Source organism: Nostoc sp. (genome assembly GCF_036917615.1).
Taxonomy (GTDB): Bacteria; Cyanobacteriota; Cyanobacteriia; order Cyanobacteriales; family Nostocaceae; genus Nostoc.
This window is the reverse complement of the sequence record NZ_JBALCZ010000091.1, coordinates 117,323-143,601: the sequence shown is the minus strand read 5'-3', so window position 1 is coordinate 143,601 and position 26,279 is coordinate 117,323. Positions and strand designations below refer to the sequence as shown.

23 protein-coding genes and 1 pseudogene are annotated in these 26,279 nt (G+C 41.7%); 8 read left to right on the top strand and 16 right to left on the bottom strand.

The features are described from left to right. Positions 1–1,058: 1,058 nt before the first annotated feature. A complete protein-coding gene (locus V7K85_RS33535; RefSeq protein WP_334820576.1) occupies positions 1,059–2,003 on the top strand; it encodes a DVUA0089 family protein in 945 nt (314 codons plus the stop codon). Positions 2,004–2,213: 210 nt separating this feature from the next. On the opposite strand, the pseudogene V7K85_RS33530 reads toward V7K85_RS33535, so the two are convergent. Both V7K85_RS33530 and V7K85_RS33525 read right to left on the bottom strand, forming a co-directional pair. Beyond that, positions 2,214–2,831, bottom strand: a pseudogene (locus V7K85_RS33530) (NUDIX hydrolase). 174 nt (positions 2,832–3,005) lie between these two features. Beyond that, entirely contained in the window at positions 3,006–4,208 is a 1,203-nt protein-coding gene (locus V7K85_RS33525; RefSeq protein WP_334820575.1) for a phosphoglycerate kinase, read from the bottom strand. 89 nt (positions 4,209–4,297) lie between these two features. On the opposite strand from V7K85_RS33525, the gene V7K85_RS33520 reads away from it, so the two are divergent. Continuing rightward, a complete protein-coding gene (locus tag V7K85_RS33520; protein WP_334820573.1) occupies positions 4,298–4,705 on the top strand; it encodes a universal stress protein in 408 nt (135 codons plus the stop codon). Positions 4,706–4,960: 255 nt separating this feature from the next. On the opposite strand, the gene V7K85_RS33515 is transcribed toward V7K85_RS33520, so the two are convergent. From V7K85_RS33515 to V7K85_RS33505, 3 genes are all read right to left on the bottom strand, one after another. Beyond that, positions 4,961–5,104, bottom strand: coding sequence for a hypothetical protein (locus V7K85_RS33515; protein WP_334820571.1), 144 nt, complete (start codon positions 5,102–5,104; stop codon positions 4,961–4,963). Positions 5,105–5,236: 132 nt separating this feature from the next. Further along, complete coding sequence (locus V7K85_RS33510) at positions 5,237–5,947, bottom strand: GDYXXLXY domain-containing protein (RefSeq protein ID WP_334820569.1); 711 nt, start codon at positions 5,945–5,947, stop codon at positions 5,237–5,239. 237 nt (positions 5,948–6,184) lie between these two features. Continuing rightward, positions 6,185–7,603, bottom strand: a complete 1,419-nt coding sequence (locus V7K85_RS33505; protein ID WP_334820567.1) for a DUF2157 domain-containing protein — start codon at positions 7,601–7,603, stop codon at positions 6,185–6,187. Between the two features lie 228 nt (positions 7,604–7,831). Here V7K85_RS33505 and V7K85_RS33500 point away from each other — a divergent pair, with 228 nt between their 5' ends. Both V7K85_RS33500 and V7K85_RS33495 read left to right on the top strand, forming a co-directional pair. Continuing rightward, positions 7,832–8,803 (top strand): RsmB/NOP family class I SAM-dependent RNA methyltransferase, encoded by a 972-nt coding sequence (locus V7K85_RS33500; protein ID WP_334820565.1) that lies wholly within the window; start codon positions 7,832–7,834, stop codon positions 8,801–8,803. Between the two features lie 706 nt (positions 8,804–9,509). Then, a complete protein-coding gene (locus V7K85_RS33495; protein WP_334820563.1) occupies positions 9,510–9,947 on the top strand; it encodes an NUDIX hydrolase in 438 nt (145 codons plus the stop codon). A 186-nt stretch (positions 9,948–10,133) separates the two neighbouring features. Here V7K85_RS33495 and V7K85_RS33490 read toward each other — a convergent pair whose 3' ends face one another. The 4 genes from V7K85_RS33490 to pip all read right to left on the bottom strand — a co-directional run bounded on the left by V7K85_RS33490 (position 10,134) and on the right by pip (position 14,202). Further along, the gene (locus V7K85_RS33490; RefSeq protein WP_334820561.1) at positions 10,134–10,925 is read right to left on the bottom strand and encodes a GH25 family lysozyme; all 792 of its coding nucleotides are present in this window, start codon (positions 10,923–10,925) and stop codon (positions 10,134–10,136) included. A 101-nt stretch (positions 10,926–11,026) separates the two neighbouring features. Then, a complete protein-coding gene (locus V7K85_RS33485; protein ID WP_334820559.1) occupies positions 11,027–11,668 on the bottom strand; it encodes a DUF4232 domain-containing protein in 642 nt (213 codons plus the stop codon). Positions 11,669–11,987: 319 nt separating this feature from the next. Next, positions 11,988–12,803, bottom strand: coding sequence for a class I SAM-dependent methyltransferase (locus V7K85_RS33480; RefSeq protein WP_334820557.1), 816 nt, complete (start codon positions 12,801–12,803; stop codon positions 11,988–11,990). Between the two features lie 460 nt (positions 12,804–13,263). Continuing rightward, the gene (gene pip / locus V7K85_RS33475) at positions 13,264–14,202 is read right to left on the bottom strand and encodes a prolyl aminopeptidase (protein WP_334820555.1); all 939 of its coding nucleotides are present in this window, start codon (positions 14,200–14,202) and stop codon (positions 13,264–13,266) included. A gap of 65 nt (positions 14,203–14,267) precedes the next feature. On the opposite strand from pip, the gene V7K85_RS33470 reads away from it, so the two are divergent. Further along, entirely contained in the window at positions 14,268–15,392 is a 1,125-nt protein-coding gene (locus V7K85_RS33470) for an FUSC family protein (protein ID WP_334820553.1), read from the top strand. Between the two features lie 16 nt (positions 15,393–15,408). Here V7K85_RS33470 and V7K85_RS33465 read toward each other — a convergent pair whose 3' ends face one another. Then, positions 15,409–15,567 carry a hypothetical protein gene (locus V7K85_RS33465; protein ID WP_334820551.1) on the bottom strand — a complete coding sequence of 53 codons (159 nt, stop codon included), beginning with the start codon at positions 15,565–15,567 and terminating at the stop codon, positions 15,409–15,411. 296 nt (positions 15,568–15,863) lie between these two features. Then, positions 15,864–17,636 carry an iron uptake porin gene (locus tag V7K85_RS33460; protein WP_334820550.1) on the bottom strand — a complete coding sequence of 591 codons (1,773 nt, stop codon included), beginning with the start codon at positions 17,634–17,636 and terminating at the stop codon, positions 15,864–15,866. A gap of 670 nt (positions 17,637–18,306) precedes the next feature. Here V7K85_RS33460 and V7K85_RS33455 point away from each other — a divergent pair. From V7K85_RS33455 to V7K85_RS33445, 3 genes are all read left to right on the top strand, one after another. Further along, positions 18,307–18,657, top strand: coding sequence for a hypothetical protein (locus tag V7K85_RS33455; protein WP_334820548.1), 351 nt, complete (start codon positions 18,307–18,309; stop codon positions 18,655–18,657). A gap of 182 nt (positions 18,658–18,839) precedes the next feature. Beyond that, entirely contained in the window at positions 18,840–21,059 is a 2,220-nt protein-coding gene (locus tag V7K85_RS33450; RefSeq protein WP_334820546.1) for a peptidase domain-containing ABC transporter, read from the top strand. Between the two features lie 31 nt (positions 21,060–21,090). Further along, complete coding sequence (locus V7K85_RS33445; protein WP_334820544.1) at positions 21,091–22,593, top strand: HlyD family efflux transporter periplasmic adaptor subunit; 1,503 nt, start codon at positions 21,091–21,093, stop codon at positions 22,591–22,593. A 171-nt stretch (positions 22,594–22,764) separates the two neighbouring features. On the opposite strand, the gene V7K85_RS33440 is transcribed toward V7K85_RS33445, so the two are convergent. The 5 genes from V7K85_RS33440 to V7K85_RS33420 form a co-directional block, all read right to left on the bottom strand. Next, positions 22,765–24,225: a hypothetical protein gene (locus tag V7K85_RS33440; protein ID WP_334820542.1), complete on the bottom strand. Its 1,461-nt coding sequence runs from the start codon at positions 24,223–24,225 to the stop codon at positions 22,765–22,767. Between the two features lie 38 nt (positions 24,226–24,263). Next, a complete protein-coding gene (locus V7K85_RS33435; RefSeq protein ID WP_334820540.1) occupies positions 24,264–24,440 on the bottom strand; it encodes a hypothetical protein in 177 nt (58 codons plus the stop codon). Then, positions 24,441–24,776: a hypothetical protein gene (locus V7K85_RS33430; RefSeq protein WP_334820538.1), complete on the bottom strand. Its 336-nt coding sequence runs from the start codon at positions 24,774–24,776 to the stop codon at positions 24,441–24,443. Between the two features lie 590 nt (positions 24,777–25,366). Next, complete coding sequence (gene kdpC, locus V7K85_RS33425) at positions 25,367–26,005, bottom strand: K(+)-transporting ATPase subunit C (protein WP_334820536.1); 639 nt, start codon at positions 26,003–26,005, stop codon at positions 25,367–25,369. Continuing rightward, on the bottom strand, positions 26,005–26,274 hold the full coding sequence (locus tag V7K85_RS33420) for a potassium-transporting ATPase subunit F (protein ID WP_334820534.1): 270 nt from the start codon (positions 26,272–26,274) through the stop codon (positions 26,005–26,007). The genes kdpC and V7K85_RS33420 overlap by 1 nt, the downstream gene beginning before the upstream one ends. Positions 26,275–26,279 lie beyond the last annotated feature (5 nt).

The window sequence follows — 26,279 nt, the reverse complement described above, 5'->3', positions numbered from 1 at the left end:
GGGCTGAAGGATTAGGTTCCTTATTATTAGGCTCAAACGTTAATCTTTTAGCCTAGTTAGCAACAGTTCAACCGGAGGGCAATCCCGATTTCGACTTTTTTACATTTTCTTTAGCAACTTGGTGAGGTACAGATGATTTTAGGGGCACAGCAGTGCTGTGCCCCTACCTGTATACTTCATATACCTGCAATCTGCTGTATATAAAATTTATGTAAAGCCTAAGTGTTATTAAGCGCAAAAATTTCTGGATTAATATATCAATTAAACTTATATATTTTATAATGCATTTCTTTAATAGAAAATTATCTTTTGGTAAAAAAATCTGATGTTGAAACTTAACTTAACAACGATACCACGTTCAGATGAAACACCTCCCAACCTTCACCAAAAAATCAGTAGTTTGAAATAATATTTCATTAAAAATTACATCTATATTTCAATGTCTTATGAAGCGAATTTATTAATATTTTGAAGATTTGGTAAAGAAGTTGACGTAACCTTGTACTTCATGATAGTTAAATAATTACAACATGGGTTCAAAAAAATTTGGAAAAAGAACCAAAATATTTGATTTGATCTAATTACTTAATGCGATGTGCGACTTATTCTTCAAACCTCGCTTCCATTCCTGTCCCCGAAGCGGAAAGAGGCTTTAAGTCTTACTCCCCTTATCTTCTCTACCTTGGGCTGCACCAACGAGAGGCTACGCGAATGCGAACGGCACGCTGCGCGAACGTAGAAAATGGGTTTGTGGTTAGGTTTGAGAGAAAGTCGCACACCGCGTTACTTACCATTTGGGTAATCAATTAAGGAATTTTCAGGAAATAGATTATCTAATTTTGTAGAGTAGGCGTCTTGATCGACCGCAACCAAAGGCGAGCTTTTCGGGACAGCCCACAATCGGTAGTTGGATATTTTTTCCTTAGAAGTTATTAACCAAATAATTAATGTTTTCTTCCTTTGATTACGCAAATGGCAAGTAATCTAGATTGAACTGATGAATAGTTCTTTGACTGAGGCTGAACTTACGTATTAGTGAGAAACTCAGGAGAGATAATATGGTATTTATTTTCGGCACTACAGGTTCTGAAACGATAAATGGGACTTCGGGGAATGACACGCTAGACGGTAATTTCGGCAATGATATCCTCAATGGTGGGGGCGGGAATGATAGTCTACAAGGCGGGCCAGGCAATGACATACTCAATGGGGGGTCTGGAAACGATATCCTCATCGGTGTTTGGCCTGGTAGTCCGCTTCCACCTGGATTAGGGGAAACTGATAATCTGATTGGCGGGGCTGGGGCAGATACATTTGTCTTGGGGGACGCTGTAAATGTTTTTTACGACGATAACAGCACTACAAGTCCTGGTTTTGGGGACTTGGCTACTATAAATGACTTCGACTCTAGCCAAGATCGAATTGAACTCAAAGGACCTCCACAAGACTACATCCTGCAAGCTGTGGGAGGCAGCACACGAATATTGTTAGACAAACCGAAAGGAGAGCAAGATGAGATCATAGGTGTTGTGCAGGGGAAAACCAATCTCAGACTTGATAGTGATGACTTCCTTTTCAATGAGCGGGAAGATGCTGGACAAGCTACAAACAACACACTAGCTAATGCTGAAGGGTTGGGTTCTTTATCATCAGGCTCAAACGTTAATCTTTCAGCCCAAATCGCAACAAGTCAACCGGGGGGCAATTCCGATTTCGACTTTTTTAAATTTTCTTTAGCAAATCCAGGAACTGTCACTATCAGGACAGTGACATCGGGAGATACAATTCTCGGACTCTTTAACGGTACTGGAACTTTATTGCAATCTGACGACGATGGTGGCGGTGGCGATTCGTCATTAATCACCAGATTCCTGGGTGCAGGTACGTACTCTATCTCAGTGAGTCAATATTCTTTATTCCCTAAAGATGGTGGAACTTTCTCTGCTAGTAGCAGCAGCATTGCGCCTGATCTTTCTTATACGCTAGGAGTTAGTGTGGCATAAGAACATTCTCAACTTAAAAAAGTACTGACATTAAAAAAACAGATTCAGAGATACTTTTCCTGTTGGCTAGGGGAACACGGCGACGTGTCCCCCTTTACCCGATAAGAGACTATTTATAAGTCCAGGCTATTTCATGAGTCAGAATTCAGAACTCAGGAGTCAGAATAAAACCATGAATTCTGTATGCCAATTTTCAGAATCTAGAGGCATTTAATCAAAGTCTGTCGGTAAATTTGGTTGGCGATAATGCTGGAAAAGTCGCGTGATTTGCGCCGGTGTAACACGTCCGATGGAAAGTTCTGGTAACGCATCTTCAGGGAAAAAACCTACTTCTTCAGTTTCAATACTTGATGATGGAGAACCACCAATAAGTTCACACTTAAAAAACAGCTTGTAGACATAAAACGGAAACGGTGGATGTCCCTGTTTATCTCTGTCATAGACTGCTAGTAGTTTGATAGCGCGGGCTTGATATCCAGATTCTTCATATACTTCTTTCACAACTACCTCACTGGGAGACTAGCCAACATCAGCCCATCCACCAGGTAAAGTCCAACAGCCGTCTGCTCTTTCCTTGACTAACAATATAGTATCATCCCGAAAAATTGCTCCTCGCACATCAACTTTGGGAGTTGCATATCCTACTTCACGGCTAAATAAATCGAAGACATAGCTGTGTTCTACATTTGAGTAAGTCGCCATAATTTCTGTAGCGATCGCTCGTAATTGTTTGTAGCGTTCGATATCAAAAGGCCCTTCAGAATAGGTTAGACCATTTTGAGCGATCGCTTGTAACTTTTGTGCCCATTCCAGCCATTTAGTTTCCACAGTTTTTCCAAGTTTGTGTATCTTCAATTCTTGCCATTACACTTTCACCTCCCCAATTTTGGTAGTATAGTTGCCAGAAATGCTAATAAATATAGTAAGGGTACGGTATACCGCACCCTTACCACAATTGTCAAAAACTACCAAATTTTTTCAGTAGCTTAAGAGTTAATTTTCTTAAGCATCATCTAAAGCCGCAATTCCAGGCAATACCTTGCCTTCAAGTAACTCCAAGCTAGCGCCGCCGCCGGTGGAGATGTGGCTCATTTGATCGGCTAAACCAACCTTTTCCACAGCTGCTACTGAGTCACCGCCGCCAATGATGGTAGTTGTGCCAGTTTTGCTAATTTCGGCGAGGGTATGAGCGATCGCTTCTGTACCTACCGCAAACTTATCGAACTCAAACACACCCATCGGCCCGTTCCAAATTACCGTTTTGGTATCTGCAAGGGCTTCTTGGAAAACTTTCACCGAGTCTGGCCCAATATCCAAACCCATACCATCATCGGGGATGTTCTCAATGCTCACAGTTGTGGCATTAGCATCGGCAGCAAACTTATCTGCTGATACGATATCCGTGGGTAACAAGAAGGTAACGCCGCGTTCCTTAGCCTTAGCTTCCAAAGATTTCGCTAGTTCTAGCTTGTCTTCTTCTACCAACGACTTACCGACATTCAAACCACGGGCTTTGTAGAATGTGAAAATCATTCCACCGCCGATGATCAGCTTGTCGCACTTTTCCAGCAGTGTTTCAATCACGCCAATTTTACTGGAAACTTTGGAACCACCGATAATTGCCGCCAAAGGACGTTGGGGATTTTCAATCGCGTTTTGCAGATATTCCAATTCCTTCTCAACCAAATATCCAGCCACAGAAGGGCTGAGGAATTTAGTCACACCTTCAGTAGAAGCATGGGCGCGGTGTGCAGTACCAAAAGCATCATTTACATAAAAATCAGCATTAGCTGCCAATTTTTTCGCAAATTCTGGATCGTTTTTCTCTTCTTCTGGGTAAAAGCGGACATTTTCCAGTAACAGCACTTGGCCATTTTGCAACGCGCCAACTTTAGCTGCAACTTCATCGCCAATGGAGTCATCAGTTTTAATCACTTCTTGCCCCAGCAACTCCGAGAGACGCTTGGCAACGGGAGTTAGGCGTAATTTGTCATCCACACCCTTGGGACGACCAAAATGGCTTGCGAGAATCACCTTAGCACCCTTCTGCGTCAAATCTCTGATGGTTGGCAAAGCTGCGCGAATGCGAGTATCGTCTGTAATGTTACCTTGATCATCGACAGGCACATTAAAGTCAACCCGCACTAAGGCACGTTTTCCAGATATATCAGCCGAAGATAAACTTGCTAAACTTTTTTTGGACACACCAAACTCTCCTGATTGCCTTTTTGTTATTGTTTTGAAAGTAGAACCATCCAGATTTTACCGGAGTCAGGGGTGTCCAGGTGAGAGAGATGTTTAAGACAGTACTATTTCCAATTGATCAAAGTCGGGAAACGCGGGAAGCTGCTGACGTGGTGACCAACGTAGTCAAAAAGTACGGCAGTCGCTTGGTGCTGCTGTCTGTGGTAGAAGAACCACCTCCAGATGCGCCTAGTCCAGATCCGATGGTGTCACCAGAGGTAGTTGCCAAACTGCTGAAAAATGCCCAATCTTTATTTTCTGGACAAGGAATTAAATCCGAAATCCTGGAGAGGCAAGGCAAACCAGCTTTTACTATCTGCGATGTCGCTGATGAAATCGGGGCCGATTTAATTATCATGGGCTGTCGGGGGCTAGGCTTGACTGAAGAGGGAGCAGATGATAGTGTGACCACTCGCGTGATTAATCTTTCCCCTTGCCCAGTGCTAATTGTGCCTTAGCAGTGGTCAAACAATTTTGGATTTTGGACTTCGGCTACGCTCAGTCGAACGATTTTAGATTAACCCCAGCAATTAAGTCAGGAGCTTGTCAATTAATTTTAAATTTATTCCACGTAGCTTGCTTCTCGTGGAGCGAGTAGAAATTTGGGGGCAACTCTACCAGACGCTATTCGTGTTCAGACCTTTTTAAATTTTGGTTTTTGAATCTTCTCTACGAGAGGCTCCGCCAACAATCCAAAATTTAAAATCTAAAATCTAAAATTTGGTCAGTGCCCAGGAGCCAGTGTGTTGCTGAGTACTAATAAATTTGTAGCGATCGCCAATAAAAAGTTCTGGGGTTGTTGTAACAACGCAAGTGGGAAAGGTTGCGCTAGATTCAGTGGTGCTAGGTACGGGCATCAAGATTCACTTTTCTGTTTGTCATTTGCATTTACAAATGACAAACAGAAAAATCTGAGCGCCGGCTGACGGCGCTCAGAACTTCAAAGACAAACCTTGTGTGTAACATGCAATGTTTATTTGCCTAAGAGCTTAAAAGCGATAGTTGCGATCGCGCACCCACATACTAACTGGCACTGCGTTACCCTGTGGATCTACTTTCGCTTTTACCACAATGGGTGGTAGCTGTCCTCTACGGGCGCGTTGGGCTTGCAAGTCGTTGGTAATCTGCCGCCGTTGGTTTTCTTTTATGTAATATGTTTCCAAGCCGTAGTTAACAGAGCCATCCTGATAAACACCTTTTAAGGCTACCTGATTGGCTCTAAGAGAATTGGGGCGATCGCTAGTCACTCGTAACGGTCTCCAAGCTCTAGGAACACCGCGACCAAAGGATAGTTGCTCTTGCAAAATCACGTAGATGTTGGTTCCTTCAGGCAATATTCGGCCACTTCCACGACCTTTGCTGACTAATATTTGCCAACCAGGCAGTCTGCTCAAATTTGCGGTGCGGGATATGTTGTAATCTAACGCTAAGGTGTTACCTTCCAGCACATTGTTAGGATCTACAGGAACGGTTTGCAAAATCACCGTCTTGCCCGTCACGTCTGTATAAACTGCTTGGGCTGGTACTGCCATAATTAGCCCTGTTTGCAGCGCCAGGGGAGCTAATAACCGCCAAAAAGGTAAAGGCTTATTCGATTTTTGTTCAGTGGCAATCAAGTAATCCCGAAAAGTCACCTTATTGGAGAATTCAGCTTCGGGAGACAAAGGTTTATTTTTAGATTCAGGAGAACTATTAGTCATGAGCGTAGTCCTAAAAAGCAGAGGTCATGAGGAGGTCAAAAGTAACGAGATTAGGACTGACGCAGAGAAACTTTAAAAATTTTGACGCACAGAGATTTCAGAATTTTAGATTTTAGACTTCGGCTTCTCTACGAGACGCTACGCGAACGCTCAGTTGAACGATTTTAGATTTTTTTATTCAATCCAAAATCCAAAATTAAAAATCTAAAATTTTCACGGCTTCTTTCATCTTTTGCACTACTTCTTACTTGTAGAGCTACCACCAGGTAGGCGGCGTTCAAACCAGAGTCCAGCGCTAATTAAAGCGGAACCGCACAAGACAAATACTAGGGACTTGAAAAGTAAGTCGGTATCGTACTCTTGCACGCGACTGATAATTTGTAGTGTTAATAAGAGCATACCGCCCCAAAAGGAACTTCTGTTGCTTAATTTCAATCCTTCTTGAATTAGTCCCCAGGCTAATGTTGCTAGAAGTACATTGAAAATAAAAACACCAAGTTCATCAACCCGGCTGATAGTTTGATGCCAAAAAGGTACTAGGGCAATAAACACAAGAAAGGTACTAATGACAGCAGTCGTGAAAATCACTTCGCGACGCGGAGGGTTATTTCTTTGACGCAGTAGAAACAACCATTGCAATACAGCCAAGCCGCTGAGAATCCCTAAATCGATAATCGGCAGAGACTCAAACAAGTTTGTCACATTCGTTGGCTGATTATAACCATAATTTGGAGATTCCCAGACCCAACGAAAAGACAGAACATAAAAGACAACGCCAAAACTCACCAACGCTAAATTACGGGCCAGGGATTGAAATAACCTGTAATTTATGCTTGGGAACAGCAAGTCATCATAACTCCAGAATAATGCAGGTGGGAGTGCAAAAGCAAAAGATGCCACCCAAGGGGCTATATCAGCATAATTCAGCAGTGGCAGAGGATTGAGGTTGGCTTGTAAGGAACTAGCAAAGACAAAGGCTGCTAGACCAAAAATCCAACGCGATCGACAGAAGTAGGCTAAGGGTACAAACACCAGCCATGCCAACAAAGGCATATGCTGCACCACTAGTCGCGACCAAGTTAACTCACCTGAAGAATACCACAAGTCTTCTAATCCCGTCCAATAGCCGATTTCCACGAGAATAATTGACAGAATTCCTAAAGAATTTAAGCACAAACTAAAGGCCATCACCACAACACCCAACCCCCAAGCGAGAAACAATTGGGAAGTTGAACCGGCAATATTGAACATCTGGGCCATTAGCAGTAAATTTGCACCGAAAATGAAGGCACTTAAAATTAGCAACCCCTCTCCCAGTAAACGTTTGCTTTTTTGTGGCTTTTTTCCTTCAGGTGTTATCCAGGTGTAAAAACCAGTGATAGCGATCGCAAAAAACAAACTCATCATTAGAATAAATTTGACTTCTCGTGATCCTGCTTGCCAGTTTCCTGCTACAAAGGTAATTATGCCTAAGCATAAAAGTATGCCGCCCACTGCGATCGCGATCGCTTTATTGCGATCGCGTGCAGCAGCTTCCAGGTTTTTAAATTGATAACGTTCTGCTATTTGCTCATACTGCGAAGAACTAATTAATCCTTCATCCCTCCATAGATGTGCTTCTTTGCGTAATTTTTGCCGAAAATTATCTAAGATCATGACCTTCTCCGGTGCAGTGGGGTAGCTTGGCCATTGCGATCCCAATGGCGGTCATTATATTTTGAGTATGAAGGCAAAAGCCTTAATTACATTGTTCTTGTGTAACAGTTTGATTTGGATTTTGATACAACGTAATTCGTAATTAAGAAGTGTCATATTTCGTATTGGTTTCCAGATAATTGCATCTGTACTCTGATTTATGAAAGTTGTTATTATTTATATATCCACATGGAAAAACCTTCTAATTTATTACTTAAAGTCTCGCGGCGTTTGTTCACTAATCTAGATGAGCAAGAAAAATTTATCGAGGCTTTAATGAATCCTCAGCCTTTTTCACCCAGTATTCTTTGGTGTCAAGAAAAGCCAGAGATTTCGCCTTTGGCAGTGGAAACACCAACCTATTGGCAACCACAATTTATAGACCGCTTATACCTGGGAGAAAAACCCGGTCAGCATCCCTTGCATGAAAAAGGATATTTCTATTGTTTAGATTTTTCTTCGGTGTTTGCGGCTACTACTTTGTTAGCTATTCCTCAGTCAGTGCATTTAATTTTTGATATGTGTGCCGCACCAGGAGGTAAAAGTATCTTCGCTTGGAAAGCTTTACAACCTGACTTAATCATCACTAATGAAGTAATTGGCAAACGTCTAGGAATGCTAATTTCTAATTTGAAGCGTTGCCAGATCAGCCCTAGTGCAGTGGTGAATAGAGATTCGAGTATATTTGCCCAAATGTTTCCCTGCTCTAGCAATCTAGTAATAGTTGATGCTCCTTGTACTGGACAATCTTTACTCGCTAAAGGTGAAAAAGCACCCGGATGTTTTCACCCAACCGCTATTAATAAAAGTGCAAATCGGCAAAAGCGCATTATAGCTAACTCTGCTAAAATTGTTTCACCACAAGGCTATCTTGCTTATATGACTTGCACATATTCACCCGAAGAAAATGAGCAAGTTTGTGAATGGTTTTTGGAACGATTTCCCCAGTTTCAGGCGATGGAAATTAGTAATTTAGCTAAATATCAGTCGCATTTAACTACAATGCCTTGTTATCGGATGTTTCCTCAAGATAGGTTAGGGGCTGGTGCGTTTACAGTACTGTTTAAAAATACTAATAAAGATGAAGATAACCATAAAAAAGTAGATTTAAATACAATATCTTCGCTGTATATCTACCAAAATATGAAAAAGTCAAGTTAATTACATTGGTGGCATATATTCTGACATTAAGCCAGAATCTGTAAAGTATTGAGTAGTGCTGCATTTGTCAATCAGCCATCAGGAATACACATTTTAAGTGAGTTGACTTTATATTAAAACCACAGATATTAAAATTCTTGTATAGATGCAACACGTGCTAGGGACAAAACATTTTTCATCTGCGTCAACTTCAGCCCAACTCTTTAAAAATTTCGTAATCTCGTTAAGAGTCTTTGACTAGAAATGTAACTGGGAGGCTTTGCCTCTCATCCAAGCGGCAAAGCTAGAGCTAAGTAAGTGGGCGTGAATAATTAAAGGTTTGTAGTCAGGGCTAGAGCCGCAAGGCGGAAGTCAAAAGTCAAAAGTCAAAAGTATTATGGAATAAGCTCTTTAGGGCTTTTCAATGGTCTGCTTATTTACGCCGTGCTGTACTAGAGCCGCTTATTAAGAGCCAATTTAATCAATTTTATATTGCGTAACATAGTTTGATTTATTCTTGCCCACTTACTTTTTCGGCATTTCCAAGTTTTACCTGGAAACGATATTACGAGATTAATAAAAAACTTTCAATAATTAACTTTTATGGATGCGGAAGTTTTTAACCTTTTCATAAATTTTGATTAATCAAAATTTATCCAGTATCAGCTCTCGACTTTTTGAAATAAACATTGTACAAAAAAGCTAGACCGTACAGAATGCAAATTATATGAGTCGAAAAGTCAGCAAAGTGTTAAAACAGTCTGGGGTGATTCCTTATAGAGTGAACAACGGTAAAGTCGAAATCTTGCTAATCACAACCCGTAACTTTCAACACTGGGTGATTCCGAAAGGAGATATTCCTAATGGTATGAGTCCGTTTGATTCAGCAGCCAAAGAGGCGTGGGAAGAAGCAGGGGTGATTGGGCAGGTAGACGCTAATGAACTGGGCACTTACAAGTACCGCAAACGAGGCAAAATTTACCGGGTCAAGATGTATTTGTTACCAGTAGAGATGCTGAGTGAAGATTATCCAGAAGCAAGTCAAAGAAAACGGCAGTGGGTAGAAGTGAATAAAGCTATCAGGTGGGTTAAGTTTAATTCACTCAAACGAATCCTTAAAGGTTTTTTCCAGGTCAAATCTCACTTTTGTGCATTTCGATGTTAATCAGATATAGAAATATAGATTATAGCAAAGCCCTGACTTTGCTGCCAGGGCTTTTTTAGAAGTGGCTATACTTCAAACAAGTGCGATCGCTAATTAAAATAAGTAAACATTAGACGTAAAACATTACGCATGTTTACATTCATTTGATGGTGAGTATTGGTCTATTTATTCAGTGTACAATCCGTTCTAAATCCACAATAAAGCTACCCAAGTTTTTATACCGATAATTCCATCAGCTTGCAATCCCTTAGATGTTTGGAAACTAACAATTGCATTCTTAACTGACTCTGTAAAATGCCCATCAATGGCATCAGTATATAATTCAATATTTTTTAATTGCTGTTGTAATTGTTTGACTATTAGCCCAGAATCTCCTAGCTGCAATCCATTAAATCTATTCAAATCGGCTCGACCACTAACACCAGGTACACCAGATATATCACCTTCATATTGATGGATTAGGTATTGCCCCTGCCAAGCGCTAGGAATAGTTGGGTTTTTGGTTCCGTAGTGGGCAATCCATAACGGATAACTAGCAAAATCAGATGGATTGCCGAGTTCTTTCCAGAAACTGGGGAAGGTATAAATGATTGGTTTGATTGGTTTTTTTGTTTGTTGTAGAAGGGCTTTTTCCACCTCTGCTAACCACTGCTTCGCTGCATTAATTACAGCTTGGCTATTTACTTTATCATTTACCTCTATATCCAGAACTGGTGGTAAGTCTCCAGGTTCTAATTTTCCCAACGTTTTTAAGAATTCCTTCGCTTGCTGAACCGGGTCAGATGTATGGGGGTGGAAGAAATGATAAGCACCTCGAATAATACCAACAGTTTTCATGGTCTGCCAGTGATGAGCAAAAGCAGAATCTTTGATGCTAACTCCTTCTGTGGCTTTGACAAACGCAAAAGTTTTACCAGAGTTTTTTACTGCTGTCCAATCTACTCTGCCGTCTTGATCGGCAACATCAATTCCTTCCATAGAATTTTTTAACCTTTTTAAAGAGTACAATACTGAACTTATCAGAGGTTCTGATCAAATTTATGCTATTTCTGGATGTTTGAGTAATTTACAGAAATTTACTAGGGTTGAGTGTTAACGGCTCGCACTGGAGTTACTCTAACTTTGCCTGTACAAGGCTTTATTTCTTCTGTAAGGGTAAAATGCTGGTAAGCATTAGGAGGCGTGATTTCAATTTTACTAGACATTGGGCAGTGTTCCTCTGGAGAAGTAACGTGGTTGTATGCTATCTGAAATGAGGCTTGTGTTCCAGGAGCTAGAGTTACTTGTTGCCGAGGTTGCTTACTCGAAAAGTAAGTGTCCTGGGAGCGGATAACTTTAACCCCCTCCAAAGGCTGACCTTTTTCATCCAATAGTGCCAATCCAGGATAACCGTAGAGGTTACAAGGGGATGAGGTGTTATTGCTGAAGGCGTAGGTGAGGGCAACATTCCCAACACCAGCATCTTCGGAGACTCGACGCACTGACAATTGACTAGTTTCACAGCGCGTCGGATTCGTGGCAATAGTGGCTTCAGGGGTAGAATTCTCTGTAGTTTTTCTAATCGGTGTAGGTGTTGAGGTCAACACAGTCGCTTTCGTCGGCTGTTCAGTGCTTACTGGTAAGGCTTGTGGCTGTTTTGTAACAGAGGAAGAACCGACACACCCAGTTGTCACCGCAGTCAGGAGCAACAACACACTGCTTTGCATAATTAGAATTCGCATAGCTCTTTTTTTGTAGTTAACTACTTACATTGATGCTTCACATACAGTATAAGTTTCCACAGTCAATGCACCATGATCTGGAGCAAGCCCATCAACAGAGTCGCGGACTTGAACTGTAATTTTTACAATTCTGATCGGCAGCCTTTCCGCTGTGGCAGCAAGCTTATGGCGATTATAATAGTAACTCTCGAATTCTTAAAAATGAGTTTAACGACCAAATTGAGCGGCGATCGACAAACTGTAACGCTAGACAGAAAGACTTCGCACGTCCGCTCCAATGACTTGTTCTGCTGCGTCATTACGTAACCAATTCAACAGCTTATCCATCTTTTCGGGCAACGTGAACAGCAGAAAGAAACGAGAGGTGTACACTGTCTCCAAAGTTCCTCAGCTTTTCCCGCAATCCTGCAAATAGCAACTCCTTCACCTTTGGCTCCAGTCTCGTAGAGGTACTTAATAGCTTAAGGTAGTTATCAATGCTGTACGTAACCTCACACGCGATTTGCTCAGTCACCAACTCCTTAAAATAACCAGAGTCTAGAATGTCTTGTTCAAACCCTCTCAAAATTTCCGCTTGAATTTCCGCACCTTCATACCGGACAAGTGAGGGAGTATAGGCTTGATACACTTCCTCGATCGCTTGGTAAACTTCGTATTTCGGTTCAGGCATCAGATTCCATAGCAGGATGAGAAACCCATTGTCGCGTAATGCCGTCGCTGCTTTCGCATACCGAATCTCTGACGGTATCCAGTGAAAGGCATTAGCAGATAGAACGGCATTGAACTGTTTTGCTTCCAGTTCCCACTCCTCAAATGAGGTATTGTGGATTGCAACGTTTGGATAGGTTGCACAGTTGCGTTGTGCCAAATGACAAAAATCCTGGTTTGGCTCAATACACGTCATTGAAAAACCAAATTCAGCAAAAGCTACCGTCGCATTTCCTGGACCACAACCGACCTCAAGAATCGATGCATCTGAGGAAAGTTGGGCTAAAACGACGGACCGCTCGATCAGTTGCTTTGGATATTGTGCTCTGGCGTTGTAATAAATATCAGCAACGGGAGAATACCAATTCCTTCGCTGTTCTAAATCTATAGAAGCTCTGGCATTTATTTCTTGTTTAGAGTCTTGCATAAGCTAGTTTTATCAGCTTTTGAGTCCAACTTTATTTTACTTAGTCTCGTGGATCAAAGACCAATTCAATATCGATTGTCGCGATACTGTTTGCAAAATTACCATCAAACAAAATAAATACTGCAAAATACCCTCGCATCCTGGTAAGGATTGCCTTGTCGTGGGTTTAGTTTTACATCCGCTCCTTTGGCAAACTCCCCCATCCCCCAAGCTAAGTACAGTTTTGCGTAAAAGCGTATCGTTTTTAATGCAGGGGAACGCATTCACAATCTAAACCAACGCATTCACAATGCGGCCGATGTATTCACAATGTAAACCGACGCATTCACAATGCGGCCGATGCATTCATAATGTAAGCCGACGCATTAGTATTGTAAGCTGACACATTGGCATTGCAGGGGATTGCCTTTCATTAATTCGCTACGAATTAATGAAATGCTGTACTAAGTATTCAACCGAATTAAATATTATCTGTTGCCTCAATCAAAGCACTGCAAATTCCTGGTTCACTCATCGAATGTCCGGCATCAGGAACCACTATAAATTCGGCTTCTGGCCAAGCGCGGTATAATTCCCAAGCTGAGATCATCGGGCAGACTACATCATAGCGTCCCTGAACAATTACAGCCGGAATATGGCGGATACGGTCTACATTTAAAAGTAATTGATCTTCGCTTTCAAAAAATCCCTTATTCATAAAGTAATGGCATTCAATCCGAGCGAAAGCTGAAGCAAATTCACTCTCGCCAAACTTTTGCATGAGTTCTGGGTCTAAGAAAAGTCTACTGGTACTAGCTTCCCAAATTGACCAAGCACGCGCTGCTGTCAATTGAATTTCTAAATCTGGACTGGTCAACTGCTTGTAATATGCTGCGATCAGATCATCACGTTCTGCGATCGCAATTGGTTTAAGATATTCTTCCCAAGCATCAGGAAAAATATAGCTAGCACCCTCTTGGTAAAACCATTGCAACTCTTTTTGCCTCAGCATGAAGATACCACGCAGGATTAATGCCGTGCATCGAGAGGGATGGGTTTGACTGTAGGCTAATGATAAAGTGCTACCCCAACTACCACCGAAGACCGCCCATTTTTCTATACCTAAATGTTGGCGCAGTTTTTCGATATCACTGACTAAATCCCAAGTGGTGTTTTCTCGTAATTCAGCATGGGGCGTACTTTGACCACAACCGCGCTGGTCAAACATCACTAACCGCCATTTTTCTGGGTGGAAATATTGCCGATAAAAATCTGGACATCCACCACCAGGGCCCCCATGCAGCAAAACGATGGGTTGACCTTGCGGGTTCCCTGACTCTTCAAAATGAATGCTATGAAGGTCAGAAACCTGTAAACTCCCTTCTAAGTAAGGCTTGATCGCTGGGTAAAGTTCTCGCATTTTCGATATTTTATCAGTAATGTTGTGATTGCGATCGCTTGTCAAATTAAATAAGCCCGATACCCATGATACAACCCTCCAATGGCCTTCCACCTAAACAGCGATCGCCTCAGCTGAGAATGATCACAGGATTAAAAATTTGGGCTGCTACTCCTGATGGAATCTCAACAATTCTGCTAGCTAAGATGGCATTCAAAATGGCAATAGCATCGGCAATTTCTTTAGAAATTGCTCAGGCGTTGCGATGGGAATATCCTTTCTATGCAGCGATTGCTGCGATCATTGTGATGTCATCTACTCATGGCAGCACCCTGACGCTAGGAATTCAGAGAATAATTGGCACCGTGATTGGTGCTATAGGTGGAGCCATCTTTGCGGTTGCACTGGGTACTAATTTCTGGTCATTGGGAATCAGTGTATTTTTGACCATCTTTCTGACTTCCTACTGGAAATTTAATGAGGCGGCAAAATTGGCAGGGTATGTGTCAGCGATCGTCATTTTGAGTCACAGCCAATCTCCTTGGCTATATGCGTGGGGCAGGTTTCTCGAAACCCTCTTGGGTATTGGTGTGGCACTGTTGGTAAACAACTTTATTTTTCCTGCCTCAGCTGGGGTAGAGCTGAGGCGTTGTTTGTCACAAACGCTAACTGATTTGGAGCAGTTTTATGAGTTGGTTGTGGACTCTGCCTTTACAGGAAACTATGATCGCCCCCGTGTAGATGAGTTGAAAAGCAGTATCATTAGTTCACTGAGCAAAGGGCGATCGCTATGGCAGGAAGTCAGACAAGGACAGACAAACGAACCGCCAGAAAAAAGGGTGAATGAAGCCTGGGAGTTTCTCATCCGCAGGATTTGGGAACACATCTTGACAATGGAACATACCGTACTTGCTAGACAGCAAGATACTTTCTGGCAAATTCTTTCACCTCAAATTACCCAATTGGCACAGGAAACTGAGAGTGCAATGCTCACCCTAGCAACCGCTGTCAAATCGCACCAGCCTAGTTTATCTTTGTCAGGAATGGAAGTTGCACTTACCAATGCTACAGAGCAATTAAATCGATTGGAAGAAATTAAACAGCAAGATTACCCAATGGATGAGGTACTCCGGTTTTTCACGTTCTTCTACACGATGGAAGAGGTGGGTAGAAAACTGCAAAAAATGGCAGGTACGCTGAATCAAGGTTAAAGGTGAGTTGAGTCAATTACCTCGTTCCCAGCCAGAGGCTGGGAATGCCTTCTGTGGGGGCTGCCACCTCCTGAATTTGCGGCAGCAGCCCAATAGACATCTCCAGAAAAGAATGTAGAGACGCGAAATTTCGCGTCTCTACAAGGGTTTGAGTGAACGCATAATTAATTTTCACCAGATGTCTAATGAAGTGCTAGAACCTGGAAAGGAGATTTTAAATTACTGTAGGGCCCCACATCTATGCATTGGTGTCATCTTAAGCTGAAAGCCAGTAAGCCAAAAAATTTTCTCTCATTCCCAGCCAGAGGCTGGGAATAGCTATTGTGGGGACTGCCGCCTCCTGAATTTGCGGCAGAGCCGCTTTTAATGCATTTCTAGCCAGAGGCTATAAACGAGAGTTTTCTCTGGTGTTTTGGCTTAAATTGACACCAATAACAGCTATGCGTCCCTACAGCAAATTGCTGTAAACCCTTAGAAGGTGAAAGTTGTTCTCAGCGTACCGATAAACGCATCGTCGTTATCGCTGTTTTGACCAGGAGAGGTCAACCAGATTACACCAGGGGTGATTGAGACATTATCTGAGACGCGATACTTGTAAAAGCCTTCAAAGTGATAAGGTATATCGTTACCAACAAAACCTGGTCGGTTAAAGGCATAGGGTTCTGCACCAGCAAAAATACCTAAAACGTTACCCTTTTTACCAAAGTCAGGCAAGGCTACCCCAAGACCGTAGCTCCAAGCTTGAAAATCATCATTTGCACCAAAACCTGTGACATCGTGGTAAGAAATGAAGCCACTAATTGACAGTTTGTCGCTTGGTCTGAAGGCTGCCGACACACCATAGGAATTACTGGAAGATGGGTTTAGGGCACTTAGAGTGTTAGCTTGACTAGTGCCTACGACGCGGTTAGGACTACCTAAACCACCACCTAGATCAAATAAATTACCACCTGCACCGTGATAACCGTGAACGTAAGTAGCAGCTATAGCCAAGCGATCGCCAACACTAAAGTTCAACTGTCCAAGAGCTGCATAGTTACCCTCCAACAAACCTAGATTTGGCCCAGGATCATTAGCATTTGACGCCAAGTAGCCTATAGTTAGTGAACTTGGTTTGAAAAAACTGCCACCGCTACCAAAGGGTAAAGTCAGTGCTGCACCGGCACCACCACCAATGCGATAGATGGCACTTTCACTAGCAAAGGTAGACAAAGCACCATTACCGCCATCATAGTCCTCAAAGTAAGGGTTGTTAGTGGCAGCATAATCGCTATGAATACCTCCGGTGCCCGCAAAGTAAGCTTGGACTGGGCCTATGGGTACGTAATACGCGAGCCAGTCTATAATCACACCGTTGTTACCAGTGCTACCGACTTGAAGAGTTTGTGTGCCTTCAGCAGTATCGATAACCCCATTAGCGTTATCTCTTATTGAAAAGGCTGTTGCATTCCCGGCTGCAAGACGGGTGTGTAAAATGTCTTTACCAGTGAAACTAGTTTGCAAGTCTAAACGTACCCGATCCTGGAAGACAGTATTGTTAGCATCGCCAGTGTTACCGCCAAAAACATCAGTAACGGCAAAAATAGCTTCACCCACCAATTTTGTGGTAGTGGAAAACTGATTTGCTTCTAATTCAGCAGTCCGTGCTTCTACAGCATCTACTCGACCACGCAGAGTTGCTAGTTCTGCCGAGAATTCTTCTTGCAAACGCTGGAGGGTCGCCAAATCCTGTTTTGATACCAAGTCACCAGTTGCTGTCGCAATCAGTTCATTAACCCGAGCCAAACAAGCATTCAAACCTGCGGCAAATTCATAACGGCTCAATGCCCGGTTGCCGCGGTAAGTGCTATTGGGGTATCCAGCAATACAACCGTAGCGTTCAACTAGGGATTGCAAAGCTTGAAACGCCCAGTCAGTCGGCTGTACATCAGAAAACTGAGAAACTGATGTGACTTGAGACAGTGAATTTTGGTTTTTGCCTTCGCTACTGTAGCGGTTAACCTCTTCTAAAACCTTATTATTATCAGTCTTTTGGGCAACCAACTGCTGATTAACTTTTGGTTGCTCTGTTTGAATGAATATTGAAGCAGCAGAAGCTATTGGTGCTTCTGTCTGAGTAACTTTTGCCTTTATATCTGCATAAGAGCCTGGTACTTTAGAAGCCATAGCCCTCGCAGTAACCAACACCGTCACTCCCAAAACTACTGGAGTTAGTACCAGAGTTTTCCACAATAGATGAGACATTTTTTATTTTCCTTTCCCAAAAAAGACCCGAAATCAGTGGCTTCAAGAAAAAGAGAACAAGTAGTTATTGTACTTGTTGGAAATCTTATCAGATTCCAGTAACTTAACGCTATTTTATATCTCTGATGACAAAAAAATAAGATGCTGACCTTGAATCTTTTTCAAAGTCTTGCTTTATAAGCAAAGCCAAAAAATCCTTGTTTGCAACCAAGCACAGAGAAATAAGGTGTTGAATATTCTCCCGTGAAATTAATAAAATAATCCTATTTAGCTCTCAATGAGTTGACTCTTAATTATTTTTAATAATCTCCCAATGAATTTCATGAAATACTAAACAAGACAAATGAGTTCAAATTGATGAAGTACACAACTTAAGTATTAAAGGCTCTTTTACTTGCCAATTCTGAATTCTGCTGTATCTCAACAATCTACGAATGAGGTTGGGCAAGATTGAATCAATAAAGAATTCAGGAGTCAGTTACCAGAATTATCTAATTGAATTCTGTGCGACTGACGGATGAATAAACGGGTTTAAGACCTACACCAAATCATAGATTTGGTGCAAAAAATTAGTGGCAGGTCTGAATCACTCACTAATTGATTCTGAATTCTGAATTCTTCTTCAACCAAATACCTCTGCATTAACTCAATTTAGATCAAGGAAAAAATCATGTCAAACAATCAAAACATCTTAGAAGGCTTGGGTTTGATCGAAGAACTTGACGAACAAGCTGGTGAAACAATTACTGGCGGAGCCCAGGAGGTATTTACTGTTACAAACAAAACCAAATATGACATTACCTACTTCGTAGATGGTACGTCATCAAAGGTGCAAAAACCAGGTCAAGGACTGGTATGGACTACATACAAAGGAGGAATCATTAAATTTGATACTGACGGTAGAAAAGATTATGTGGTAAACAAATCATACAATTTGGCCGATGGCAAAAAATATGAATTTCAAGACGACAAATCCACCGCTGGCAATCCATATGATATCAATCTCTATAGCGTAGGCTAAATTGGAAGCAAATTTACTGTTTTCAATCTCTCAAACATACCGCAAATGGGTTGTAAGGCAAGCATGATGACTTTTTAGCGCGTCAGCCAAGCTGTCAAAAGTCTCATTTGACAAGCCAAACGCTCAATAAAGTCGGGTCAAATGACCCGACTTTATTTTCTCCCTAATAATTGCACTTGAAAATGAAATACCAGATTGTTCTTCAACACAGTGAAGAAGACTGTGGCGCTGCTTGCATTGCCACAATCGCCAAACATTACGGACGCACCTTTACCCTCAACCGCGTCCGGGAAGCAGTAAGTACTGGTGCGCGGGGCACGTCCTTATTGGGCTTGAAACGGGGAGCGGAAACACTGGGATTTAATGCCCGCCAAGTCAAAGCTACACCCCAACTTATTGACCAATTGCACCAAATATGCGTACCAGCAATCATTCACTGGAAAGGTAACCACTGGGTAGTGTTATACGGACAGAGAGGTAAAAAATACGTAATTGCCGACCCTGGTCTTGCCATCCGCTATCTCACCCGTGAAGAATTAATGGCGGGTTGGGCTAATGGTGTGATGTTACTTCTGGCTCCTGATGACAGTCGCTTTTATCACCAAGAGTCTGATAAAATCGGTGGTATTGGGCGTTATATCCAAAGAATTTACCCCTATCGTTTTATTATTGCCCAAGCGATCGCTATCAACATCGCCATTGGAATCCTTTCTTTGGCTACTCCGTTTATGATGCAACTGCTGACGGATGATGTGTTAGTGCGAGGAGATACCCAACTGCTAACGACTGTAGCAATTGGGGTGATAGCTATGAACCTGATTAGAAGTCTGATTGGCTTAGTGCAATCTCATCTAATTGGTCACTTTGGTCAAAGATTACAATTGGGGCTAATTCTGGAATATGGACGCAAACTCCTACATTTGCCTCTCTCTTACTTTGAAGCCCGACGCAGTGGGGAAGTTGTTAGCCGAATTTCTGATGTTCACGCCATCAATAATCTTGTTTCTCAAATTGTCCTCGGTTTACCTAGCCAATTTTTTATTGCTGTAGTTTCCTTAGCTTTGATGCTGTTCTACAGTTGGCAACTGACTTTAGCTTCCATCGCTGCTTTTCTGGTGATTACGGCTGTTAGTCTGCTGTTTTTACCAGCTATCCGCCATAAAACCCGCAATATGATTGTTTCGGGTACAGAAAACCAAGGCTTTCTCGTAGAAACCTTTCGTGGTGTCCAAGTGTTAAAAACTACCCAAGCCACACCCCAAGCTTGGGAAGAGTACCAAGGAAATTACGGTCGGCTTGCTAACTTGGGTTGGAGTACGATGAAATTAGGACTTTACAGCAGCACCCTCGTTGGTGTTCTTTCCACTTTCATTAATATTGGCATCCTCTGGATAGGTAGCAGCTTAGTAATTAATCAGACTCTAAGTATCGGGCAATTGATTGCGTATAACGGCATGAGTGGAAACTTTCTCGGCTTTCTGAGTTCTGCCATTGGCTTAGTTGATGAATTTATTACCGCTCAAATAGTCATTCAACGCTTAACAGAAGTTATTGATTCTACTCCAGAAGATGAAAATGATTTTAAAAAGCCTTGGGCAGAAATTCCTGGAAATGCAGATATTACCTGTAGTCAACTCAACTTTCACCACGCAGGTAGAGTTGATCTGTTGTCAGATTTTTCTCTAACTATTCCCGGCAGTCAAGTAATTGCTTTAATTGGTAAATCTGGGTGCGGGAAGAGTAGCCTAGCTAAATTAATTACTGGTTTATACAAAATTCAGTCGGGTAATATTCGTTATGGTCTTTACAACCAGCAAGACTTATCTTTAGAATGTCTGCGACAACAGGTGGTGTTAATTCCCCAAGAACCACATTTTTGGAGTCGTTCAATTATCGATAATTTCCGCTTTAGCTATCCTGACATGAGTTTTGAAAGGATTGTGGAAGCTTGTCAGATTGCTGGTGCAGATGAGTTTATCAGCACACTCCCCGATAAATATCAAACTGTTTTAGGAGAATTTGGTGCAAATCTTTCTGGGGGACAGCGGCAAAGGTTAGCCATCGCTAGGGCAATAGTTACTCAACCCCCGATTCTGATTTTAGACGAATCTACAAGTGCCCTCGACTCGGTAAGCGAAGCACAAATACTAGATCAATTGCTTTACTATCGCCGGGGTAAGACCACTATTATGATTAGTCACCGGCCAAAAGTCATCCAGCGAGCAGATTGGATTGTACTGCTTGAACAAGGACACTTACAAATTCAAGGTACACCAGAAGAGTTGCGTCAAATCAAAGGCGACCATTTAAATTTCCTAGATGATATTCTTCCATCGAAAAATGATTTAACGATCGCAGCTTCTGCCTCCTACCTTAACGGCAAGCCTACTGCGATTAATTAAATCGTATTTTTCTTTAATACTGCACTAAACTATGGTTAACAACACAGATTTTGTAACTCCAATTCAAACAAACGAATTTTTACCACCAGTTAGTCGTTGGACTACCTTTGGCGGCATGATTATCCTGGGCATTCTCAGTTTAGCTATTCCAGTCGCAGCGATCGCTAAATATAAAGTCACAGTTAAAGGACAGGCGGTTGTTCGTCCAATCGGGGAATTGCGGGTTGTGCAAGCCACAACCGAAGGTCAAGTAATGCAAATCTATGTCAAACAAAATCAAGTTGTTAAAAAGGGAGATGCTATTGCAACCATTGACGATTCCCGTCTGCAAACTAAAAAAAGTCAACTGCAAACTAATATTCAACAAGCTAAATTACAACTGGTGCAAACCTATGCCCAGATTCAAGCCTTCGACAGCCAGATTCGCGCCGAAACCGACCGCGTTCACCGGGTTATTACAGGTGCCCAAGCCGAATTAAGGGGTCGCTACCGAGAATATCAAGACAAAAAAATTACTACTGTTTCCGAGTTGCAAGAAGCTGATGCCAATATCAGAATTTCTCAAAGAGAATTGCAGGTAGGTAAGGAACAGTTAAAAACAGCACAAGCCAATTTCTATGCCTCCGAAGCTGCTTTGGGTGCAGCCACATCAAAGGAAAGCCGTTATCAGAGCGTAGCCGCAGTCGGTGCCCTATCTCAAGACCAATTTGAAGAAGCACAACTGCTTATGAAACAGCAACAACAATCAGTGGAAGCGCAAAGAGGCGTCGTTGAGGCGCAAAAACAAACAATTGAGCGGTTGCAAGAAGCACTATCTGCTACTGTAGCAAGACGAGAACGCGCCCAAACTGCTCTCAACCCCAGTAATGCTGAAGTTGCTATTGCTACTGAGCGCATCGCCCAAGAAAAAGCCGCAGGAGAAAGCAACAAAGCAACTTTAGAAAAGGATCGCCAAGCCCTAGTTAAACAAAAAATTGAACTTGAAAAACAGTTACAAGGGGATACCAGCGAACTTAAACAAATAGAAATGGACTTAAGTCAAACCACCATCAAAGCCACTGCTGATGGTATTATTTCTCAACTTAATCTCCGAAATCCCGGTCAAACCCTGCGTGCTGGCGAGGAAATGGTGCAAATTGTACCTAGCGATGTAGCTCAGGTTATAAAAGCAGCAGTGGGATCTGAAGATAAGAACAAGTTAAAAATTGGTCAAAAAGTCCAAATGCGGGTTAGTGCTTGTCCTTACCCAGATTATGGTACGCTCAAGGGTAAAGTCCAGGCGATTTCTCCAGATGCAATTACTCCCCAAAAGAATGGTAGCAATGCATATAATGACACACCTGTTACTCGGCAAGCAGCAACGGCTGGTAGTTACTACGAAGTGAGCATTGAACCGGAAAATCTGATTTTAGGTAAAGGTAAAAATCAGTGTCACATTCAATCAGGAATGGAGGGTAAGGTTGATATCATTTCCCGTGAAGAGACTGTACTCCAATTCTTCCTCCGGAAGGCGCGGCTAATTGCAGATTTGTAAAACACCACAGACAATCTGATTTAGGACTTACGCATTGACAGCAAACACCGAAATACTAAAAATGGATAATTTGAAAAATTACATCTGTCGTTGGGGCACAGCAATGCTGTGCCCGTAGGGCGTGGTCTATTTACCTGAAAATAGCTGGAAGTTGTTTGCTAAAGGTCGCGTTTATACGGGAATCTCGCTAGATTTAGCGCCATTTCTGGACTTTACCTTCTTGTTTTTAACTCTGATTTGCGGTAAATCCTTTTTATCTTTGTAAAAGTAACAGATTTCCACTAGAGTTGGCCATATTTCTAGAGAACCGTGAAATTGGCTAATGACATCATCGATAATTCTGGAAACGTTTTGCTGAAAAAAGTCGGGTTCAAACCCATAAAATACTCTCGATAAATTCTCCGCAAATAATTGGAGGGACTGCTTACGTTCTTCATTCTGGGTAGAGATTGAGGCTTTAACTACCTGGCTGTGAATAGCAGAAATTTTTTCCAATATTTCCTCAGAGTCTTGCAACGTGACCTCGCCAGAATAATCAAACTTGATTCCCAGGTCATCAAGATGATAAACACTACTTTTAATCTTCTTTTTCAGCAGGCTACATATTTCTTCATTAAATAGTTCACTAGCCAAAGGATTACGCATGTAATTATTTCTAATATGGTTTTGGACAGCATCAACGTGTGCAGCTACAATGCCTTCTTGCTGTATCCAAAGCCTGTAGATATAATCTTCAAATCTGAGGCGAGTTGGGAAAAAAGGTGGCAAACCTAGCTGATTATCATATCCAGCGACTCCACAATCCATTCTCCAGTTTTTGTTAGTAATAACAGGTCTAAAATTAGTGAGAATATAAAAATCATTCAGGTCATTTGGACTTATTTGGTTTTCATCATTGAGATACATATGAATGAAATCAAGTGTATCAATATCGTTAGTTCCGGTGCGAAAAGTCTGGGCAATCTTAACAATCGCATTATTCAATACTCTTCCCTGTTGTAATAAGAGGCTGTTTTCCCGAAAGTAACCTTTGGTCGTATTAGTTTCTAAGTTCATTGCTGTATCAACAACCAATTCTCCAGCCTCAAAGTTTTCCGGTACATGGCTGGCTTTTTGACCTAGAACATCACCAAAAGCCGTGAGTAAGTCAAAAGATTTATGGACAAAGCCGCCTTGTTGACTAGACTTGATTAATTTACCTCGACATATTTCATCACCTGATAAAGACTCTGGGCTAGTTTCAATTAATGCATCTGGCCGCATATCGTCATCTGCACTAACCATTAAATGACCAAGGGTATACATCAGCGTGAAGTTGCGGTTTCCGCCATAACTAGGTCGAAATAAGTTTCTCACCAGTGATTCAAGTTTCTTATCGCGCAGTCTTTCGTTTAAAAATGTAATAAATTGCTCTTTCTGTTGGGGTCCGACATAAAACACATCATTGACAGTCTTAGTCTGCTCTAAAAGTGGGTAATATTTCTCATGATTGGCAATGCTGGAATCGTCAAAAACGATGATTTTTAAGGCATGACCATTTACCCAGAAATTCTCATCATACTTTTCGATGGTCTGTGCTACATCTCTGAGTCGATGAGTCGGAATAACAAATATCGTCTCTTTTTGTTTCATAAAATGTCTTCAGTTTTCTCAAATGAAGTTTCCAAACTTTAAACTCTGTTTAAATTGTCTGCAAGTTGGTCAATAAAAGCCTGGGTAATTTTCCGTTCCTCGATTTTTTGTCCTAAAAACTCATAGGTGAGGAAGATTTGCACAAAGTCTTGGAGGATAATTGGCAAGGGTGGCATAAAGCGATCACCATAAGTTTGGCGAGAAAAGAAACTCACCTATTTAGGTTTGTAATCAGAGCAATTGAGTGCTTGTATAGTTACAGCAGTGGCAGGGTGTACTGCACAGTTTAGATAATGGTTGTTGTTAAAAAATCGGCAGTTTTTACAGGGATGTTGATGTAAATGTTTGATGCTTACTATTTCGTCTTTATCTTGTGCCGCATTTTCTGGGGGATCTTCTACTGCTTTGCAAACATATGAAACAATATAAACGACAATTGCCCAAACAATCATGAAGCAAATGTGAGCCAAAAACACTGCTAAAAATGGAATATCTCCGCCCTGTGGTTTGATGTCATGATGTGTTGCTCTAGTCGGTTTAGCTTCAATCAAGCTGGACTGATTAACACTTGTTTGGGCGAATAAATAAAATCTCAAAAGCTCCGAAGTGTGCATATTCAAAGCCTTAAATACTATTTGTTTGGATTAAAACACCAAATAAGTTTGGCTGGAAAGCTTTTTTATTTTTGAACACAAAATATTTGTATTTAACTCTAATAATATTGTGCAATATTTTAAAACCAATTTAATTTATTTTTGATATATTTTAAACCTATATGATATATCGGAATGAATAAAATATATATTTATTGAGTAGTTAAAATAGCATATATTTAGAGATATATTTTGTATAATTCTCAACCTCTTTGTCAAAGTAAATTTTTTTAACGTAGACGCAAAGCGGCTTGCCGCAGGCTACCGCCAAGGACGCATACTCCTACGGAGAAGCAAGCTACTCGTAGCGTCTCGTAGAGAAGGACGCAAAGAGAAGAAAGAAATGCTTAACTGAACCGTATTGTAATATATAGCCCTTATTAATCATTCGTAGACAACAAGATCCCCGACTTCTTTAAGAAGTCGGGGATCTAAGGTTTGAAATTAAATACGATAGGAAATAGCTCTTTTAGCTACTTCTCATGCCTTTATCCCTTAATTTTATCCACAGCTAAATTCAACTTTAAAACATTAACTCCAGGCTCGCCAAAGATGCCGAGAAAACGATTATCGGTGTTTTGAGAAATCAAAGTTTCTAGTTGGTTCGGCTGAAATCCTCGCGCCTTGGCTACTCGTGCAATTTGTGTGATCGCAGCTTCGGGGGTGATGTGGGGGTCAAGGCTGGAACCAGAGGTGTAGACTAAATCCCCAGTCGGCTGCACACCTGCCGTTTTCAGACGATTGAAGTCACCTTCAACCTTTTTGCTGGGATCTGGGTCATCTTTACCTTTGATGCGTTCCAGTAATGCCGGATTACTGGGAGCCAAGTTACTAGCACCAGAAACCCCAGTTTTCAAAACTCCCGCATCGTCCTTTTTGGGGTCAGCTGTGCTGTAGCTGGTGGTACTGGGACGGCTGTTAAAATAGCGATCGCTACTAAAAGGTTGACCAATCAAAGCAGAACCTACAACTTGACCTGTGCTATTTTTCAGTAGACTACCGTTTGCTTGAAAGGGAAACACAATCTGCCCAATGGCAATCATCGCAAAAGGATAAATAATCGCTCCAATAACCCAAAGTACTAAGGTAGAACGAACAGCTCTGCTAGCTTCGCGTGCAAAACTCATTAGAATTTCTCCGGTACAAACATGACAAAAAATAGATAGATGGAAAGCCCTAGCGTCACCAGTCCTAATAGCCCCAATCCCCAAGATTGACTGCGGGAAAGTTGTTCACCAGTAGCTGCATAGACTAGAGGTGCAACCACTAGGTTGAAACACATCGCCAAAAACAAATACAGTGGTAGCTTTTGTCTACGCCATTGACACCAGATTTCAGTTATTTCTTCTAATATTTGGGATGCAGGAATAGCGCGTCGGATATGAACGGGTTTCATAGTAA